8 protein-coding genes are annotated in these 6,132 nt (G+C 37.2%); 6 read left to right on the top strand and 2 right to left on the bottom strand.

Annotated features, from left to right (window positions below):
• The first annotated feature begins 108 nt into the window (after nucleotides 1–108).
• Nucleotides 109–1,434 carry an ISNCY family transposase gene (locus tag CDG55_RS00135; RefSeq protein ID WP_001280601.1) on the top strand — a complete coding sequence of 442 codons (1,326 nt, stop codon included), beginning with the start codon at nucleotides 109–111 and terminating at the stop codon, nucleotides 1,432–1,434.
• A gap of 60 nt (nucleotides 1,435–1,494) precedes the next feature.
• On the opposite strand, the gene CDG55_RS15185 is transcribed toward CDG55_RS00135, so the two are convergent.
• On the bottom strand, nucleotides 1,495–1,659 hold the full coding sequence (locus CDG55_RS15185) for a hypothetical protein (protein WP_162216716.1): 165 nt from the start codon (nucleotides 1,657–1,659) through the stop codon (nucleotides 1,495–1,497).
• A gap of 2 nt (nucleotides 1,660–1,661) precedes the next feature.
• Nucleotides 1,662–2,033, bottom strand: coding sequence for a hypothetical protein (locus CDG55_RS00125; protein ID WP_005174618.1), 372 nt, complete (start codon nucleotides 2,031–2,033; stop codon nucleotides 1,662–1,664).
• A 1,237-nt stretch (nucleotides 2,034–3,270) separates the two neighbouring features.
• On the opposite strand from CDG55_RS00125, the gene repM reads away from it, so the two are divergent.
• The 5 genes from repM to CDG55_RS00100 all read left to right on the top strand — a co-directional run bounded on the left by repM (nucleotide 3,271) and on the right by CDG55_RS00100 (nucleotide 6,111).
• Nucleotides 3,271–4,221 carry a replication initiation protein RepM gene (gene repM, locus CDG55_RS00115; RefSeq protein WP_001208779.1) on the top strand — a complete coding sequence of 317 codons (951 nt, stop codon included), beginning with the start codon at nucleotides 3,271–3,273 and terminating at the stop codon, nucleotides 4,219–4,221.
• Entirely contained in the window at nucleotides 4,214–4,789 is a 576-nt protein-coding gene (locus CDG55_RS00110; protein ID WP_057979930.1) for a plasmid replication DNA-binding protein, read from the top strand. Before repM ends, CDG55_RS00110 begins: the two co-directional genes overlap by 8 nt.
• A 19-nt stretch (nucleotides 4,790–4,808) precedes the next feature.
• Nucleotides 4,809–4,952 carry a hypothetical protein gene (locus CDG55_RS15295; protein ID WP_001125246.1) on the top strand — a complete coding sequence of 48 codons (144 nt, stop codon included), beginning with the start codon at nucleotides 4,809–4,811 and terminating at the stop codon, nucleotides 4,950–4,952.
• A gap of 256 nt (nucleotides 4,953–5,208) precedes the next feature.
• Entirely contained in the window at nucleotides 5,209–5,553 is a 345-nt protein-coding gene (locus CDG55_RS00105) for an SMR family transporter (RefSeq protein WP_005146112.1), read from the top strand.
• Complete coding sequence (locus CDG55_RS00100) at nucleotides 5,554–6,111, top strand: TetR/AcrR family transcriptional regulator (RefSeq protein WP_005146114.1); 558 nt, start codon at nucleotides 5,554–5,556, stop codon at nucleotides 6,109–6,111.
• Nucleotides 6,112–6,132 lie beyond the last annotated feature (21 nt).

Here is a 6,132-nt window from a genome sequence, read left to right as displayed (position 1 = left end):
GTGTAACTCCAAAATAGAAATGTCCGGTTTCTCCAAAGTAAAAATGTCCGCTTTTAGAATATGCACTTTTGCAATTTCGTTAGCGGACGGTTTGATATGTTGGTGTCTATGTCGGATAAAGAACTTAAACGATTGTCGGTCTTGCAAGAAATCTGTGATCAACGCATAACTCAATCCCAGGCTGCTCAGCTACTTCATATTTCAGAACGTCAGATCAGACGCTTACTGCAGAAATACAAAGCTCAAGGTCCCGCTGCATTAGCCCATGCCGGTCGTGGCCAAATCAGCAATTCCAAACTTCCTGAAGAACTCAGACTCAAGTGCCTCAATATTGTTTCTGACCAACTCCATGGTTTCGGACCCACTTTAGCGCATGAAAAGCTCACCACCGTACATGGATTCGATCTTTCAGTAGAAACCCTGCGTTCCTGGATGATTGCAGCTGACTTATGGATTCCTCGATCCAAGCGCCTGAAACGCCCGTATCAGCCTCGTTACAACCGGGATTGCTTTGGTGAACTGATCCAAATTGATGGCTCATATCATGACTGGTTTGAAGGACGCGCTGCTAAATGCTGTCTGCTGGTGTTTATCGATGATGCTACAGGAAAATTGCAGCATTTACGCTTCTGTGAATCAGAATCAGCCTTTGATTATATGATTTCAACACGCTTGTATGTTGAGCAGCATGGTAAGCCGTTGGCATTTTACAGCGACAAACATTCAGTCTTCAGGGTGAATCAAAGCAGCAAGAAAGACACCAAGATTACCCAGTTTGGACGCGTACTCAGTACCCTGAATATCGATATCATCTTCGCCAATTCACCACAGGCCAAAGGCCGTGTGGAACGTGCCAACAGAACCCTTCAGGACCGTCTGATCAAGGAGATGCGTCTGGAAGGTATCAGCTCGATTGAGCAAGCTAATGCCTGGCTACCCTGCTTCATTGAGCAGTTCAATCAGAAGTTCGCCAAGATGGCTTTTAATCCTAAGGATCTACATCGGCCTATCACTGAAACAGCCGAAGAATTAGATGATATTTTTACTTGGCGTGAACCCCGCAGAGTCACGAATAGCCTGACGATTACTTATGATAAATGCGTATATCTCCTGGAAAACACCGAAGAAAATCAAAGGTTGATCGGTAAGTATCTTGAGTTCCTGGAATACCCGGATGGTACTGTAGCCCTCATGCATGATGGCCGAAAGATCAATTACAGCCTCTTCGATAAATTAAGTCAGCTGAATCAGCGAGAGATTGTTGAGAATAAACGGTTGGGTGCTGTTCTGAATCATATCCAACAACAGCATGAAGAACTGGAACAACAAAACAAACGCAATCGTTCTCAAAAGATGCCAAGCAGACGTGCACAGAAAATAGCAATCAAAGAACGAAATCTAAATCCTGTGCTTGACTTGGAATTGTCCATATAGGACATTTCTATTTGGTTATTAGGTAGGACATTTCTACTTAGGAATAACACCAGGTTAATCCTAGGCTTTTTGTTCAATCTCATCATTGGCCGCAAACATGCCTGGATTAGTGAGCTTAATATTTTCCTGACAACTTCTACAAAGCATTAAGTCTGCAAAAAGCTGTACATTCTGTCCATTTCCACAAAGCGTACATGGTTTTGAAATTTGAATAATATTGTCCAAAATTAAGATTCCTTAGAAAAGTTTTGTTCCGCATAATTAGCGGCCTTAGCTTGCATACTTCTAATTTCATCTTTAGAAGCACCATTTTTCATTAACAGCCATAAAAGCATCATGTAAGTACTACTAAAATCTTCATAGTATTTTTCAGAAAAATTATTATCTTCCTCAAAATCATCTATTCGCTTTTCTAATCGATTCACAAGATCCTCAATACGATCGGCTTGCTGTTTAACAGCAATAGATTGAAAATCATTGGTCAAAATTTTACTGAATAATTTACTGGTTCTGATTCCTTCTGAATTAGCCAATTGATCGTAGAATTCTGCTACTTGTGGATCTAACCTGACTGCATAAGTTTTGACTTTTTCGCCCATAAATTACACCTCTTATTAAAATTAGATTTTGTACAAAATTAAATATATATAATTCAACTAATTAAATAAAAAATAATAAGTAGATTACGTACAAACCTATTTGTACAGAATTAATTTATTTTAAAACAAAAACTTATTTAAATATAATGCTTTTTTTATGTACAATCATGAGTACATATTTTTTCTTAAATTTATCAATATCTTATATAAAAAAAGTGTTGTTTTGATGTACAACCATGAGCACAGCATAAAAAATAGATAATTCAATCACTTATTCTAAAAAAAGACCATTTTTCTGTACACGTTTCTGGAGCACTAAAAAATTACTAAAACCCTTATACTGTAAGGCTTTGAGGGGTGTCATCGTTAGATGCGTGGTGTGTGACAAAAAAATCCCGGCATGTGCCGGATCTTGGGTTGGAAAATTGGCTAAAGTGACGTAGGGCCGGTGCTTGGTTTTGCATGGAAAAAAGTATTTATTTCCTTGTTTAAAAAAACGTAAAAAATCAATTTTTTGTCCATTCATCCAGGTTAAAAATTTCAACCCAAAACTTTAATTATGAAAAGCTTCATAGAACGCGTTCAAATGCGATTTAAGAGCCTTTACCTAGAAAACATAGATCTCATAGTGAAAAACACAAAACAGCTCAAAAAACGCAAATGAGAGCGAAATAAAGAGGTATTTTGACTTTAGATAGATGCATAGAGCGAGTGTCTACGAGCGAACTATCAAAATTTGCGCCTAGACCCTCTGAAAAACATTTTTTTGTCTTCTTTAGCCTAAGAAAGCGTAAGTTTCATGCAGAAATTTGCTCTTGGATCGAGCGTAGCGAGTAAAAAAGTTTTATGAGCGAAGCGAATTCCGAGTTGCTTTTGCTTTTTCTTAAAGTCACGCAAGTATTAACCAAAAAATTGCCCCAACGAACTGAGCGAAAGCGAAGTTCAATAGAGTTTGAGCGAAGCGAAGTTCAATAGAGTTTGAGCGAAGCGAAAACCAAGGGCAATTTTTCCTTCCTTGGGCTTTTAATTATTTTAAAGTTTTTAAATGCTTTTAGGTAAGCTAAAAACCTTGTAAATGAAGGCTCCTAGACTTCATATGACACCGTTTACCTTGCAATATGACACCGTTTACCTTGCAATATGACACCGTTTACCTTGCAATATGACACCGTTTACCTTGCTTATAGCACTAAAATTAATTAAGGTGTCATAGCATAATAAATAATACTGGTGCTTCATGAGAGAATTAGTTGTAAAAGACAATGCTTTAATTAATGCAAGTTATAACTTAGATTTAGTAGAACAACGTTTAATTTTATTAGCTATTGTTGAGGCAAGAGAAAGTGGGAAAGGGATTAATGCTAATGATCCCTTAACTGTCCATGCAGAAAGCTATATCAATCAATTTGGCGTACATCGCAATACCGCTTATCAGGCATTAAAAGATGCCTGTAATGATTTGTTTGCAAGACAATTCAGCTATCAAAAAATAAATGAAAGAGGGAATATTGAGAACTATAGATCCCGTTGGGTTAGTGAAATTGGATATGTAGATAATGAAGCAGTGGTTAAGCTTATTTTTGCCCCTGCCATAGTTCCATTAATTACCCGCTTAGAAGAGCATTTTACTAAATATGAATTGCAGCAAGTTAGTAATCTCAGTAGTGCTTATGCTGTTCGTTTATATGAGTTATTAATTGCTTGGAGAAGTACGGGCTCTACTCCAATTATAGAGCTAAGTGATTTCCGTCAAAGAATTGGCGTACTCGATACTGAGTACAAGCGTATGGAACGCTTTAAAACTAGTGTACTTGAGCTCGCTATTAAACAAATTAACGAACATACAGATATCACAGTGAAGTATGAACAACACAAAAGAGGTCGATCAATTTCAGGATTTTCTTTTAACTTTAAACAGAAAAAGAAGGACAGCACATCAATAGAAAGAGATCCGAATACTTTGAAACTTTCTTCAAAGATGACCGATGCTCAACGGCATATGTTTGCAAATAAACTTTCAGAACTCCCTGAAATGGGTCGCTATTCACAAGGAACAGAAAGCTATCCTCAATTTGCTGTTCGTATTGCTGAGATGCTACAAGACCCTGAAAAAATCAAAGAACTATCCCCATATCTAAAAAAAGTGGGATACATGCCATCAAATAAAAAGGACACCGTAAATGGCTAAGTTATCACTAAGTGAAGTATCTAAAAAATTTCATGTGGATAGATCAACCATTTACAGAGCTGTACGTAATGGACGTTTATCACGCTCCAGTGATGGACAATTCGATCTAGCAGAGGTCATACGATGCTTTGGAGAACCTGAGCAAACATCTCAAAAAATTGAATCATCTAAGCAAGAAGGTGATGAATCTACAAAAAAACTTATTGCCCATTTAGAAAATGAAGTCAAAAGATACCAAGAACGTGAAGAACGGTTAATGCAACAAATTGACCGTATGCAAACACTCATTGAGCTGAAAAGTGTTGCACCTGCCACAGCAGCACCACACCAAGATGCTACGGCATGCGACACCAAGATGCCACAGTATGCGACAACACAACAAGACACTGATAATAAAAAGAATAATGAATTAAATATTGCAGAAAATGTAGCAGTGCCACAGCAAGAAACTACGGCATACCACACCCAAACGCTACAGCATGCCACGTTGCAAAGTGTGGCAGTGCCACAACACAAAAAACGTGGTTTATTTGGCCGTGTGCTGAATGCCGTCTTTGATAATGACTGAGCAATAAGGGTGAAAGATCATGCCGAAACTGAAAGACATTGCCCTGGGAATTATTGTGGCTCCGCTGCTGATCCCGATCATGCTGATTGCATCGTACCAGGATAAAAAGGCACTGAAGAAAGAGCTGGATGAATGCCAAAAAGAAAAAGACCAGGCATCCTGATTATTCAATTGAGCTAATCAAAAGTGTGGAACATTGATGAAATAATAGGCGTGGAACGTGAAAAGTCATAAAAAAAGCCCACCTTGGGGAAGATGGGCTATCAACTAGAAACTACAGCGTTGAATTATAAGGATAATTATACAGCATTTCGTATAAGGTGTATTATGTTAATTTTAGAAAATCTAAAATAATTATTGATAATTTTTTTTTGAAAATTTAACATACCTTCCGATTGGTATTTTAGGTATGATTACTTATGAACAGTGTGTTACTCGCTTATGTATTACTTGGATTTGCAATAGTTTCCGAAGTGATTGGAAGTAGTTTTTTAGTTAAATCGGAAGGGTTTACAAAACTTTTTCCAAGCGTGATGGTCTTTATTTTTTTTAGCACGGCATTTTATTTATTATCACAAGTTATTAAAACAATCCCTTTAGGTATCGCATACGCTATATGGGCTGGTGTTGGGATTGTTCTAACTGCTGTAGTTGGCTACTTTGTTTTTAAACAGACACTAGATAATCCTGCTTTAATTGGAATTGGTTTTATCGTATCTGGCGTAATAATTATTAATTTATTTTCGCAATCAGCAGGTCATTAAGTGAAAGAAATTCGGCAACAAAAGAAGCAACCAGAGGTTATTCGAAAGCGCATCCTTGAACAGGCAACTATTCTTGTTTCTCAAAAGGGTATTTCTGGTGTTTCTATTCAAAATATTGCTACAGCAGTAGGTATAACAAAAGGGGGGGTATTTCACCATTTCCCGAATAAAAAAAATTTGATAGAAGAAATGTTCAATCAAATAATTCTTGATTTAGATCAAACAGTTGAATACTTGATTAAACGCGATCCAACAGAATATGGTAAATTCACACGAGCTTATATTCATAGTTCTTTTATCCATCAAATAGATGGGGTGGTTTCTGCTTGGTCAGCGTTATCAATGACTATGATCACAGAGCCTACCTTTAATAAAATTTGGATGGAATGGCTAAAAAATAGATTATCTCAACATGCAGAAACGGATAGTCATCCTGATTTAGAGTTACTTCGTTTAGCAGCAGATGGGTTGTGGCTACAAAGTATTACCGGAGTCATTGATGATGAGCAATGTTCAAAATTAGAAGACGATCTGCTTAATCGAACCTATTTAACATAAAATCTCTTATGCGAAGCCCAG

This window comes from Acinetobacter sp. WCHA45 (assembly GCF_002165255.2).
Lineage (GTDB): Bacteria > Pseudomonadota > Gammaproteobacteria > Pseudomonadales > Moraxellaceae > Acinetobacter.
Note: the sequence above shows the minus strand (reverse complement) of the source record. Positions and strands in the feature narration are given on the sequence as shown.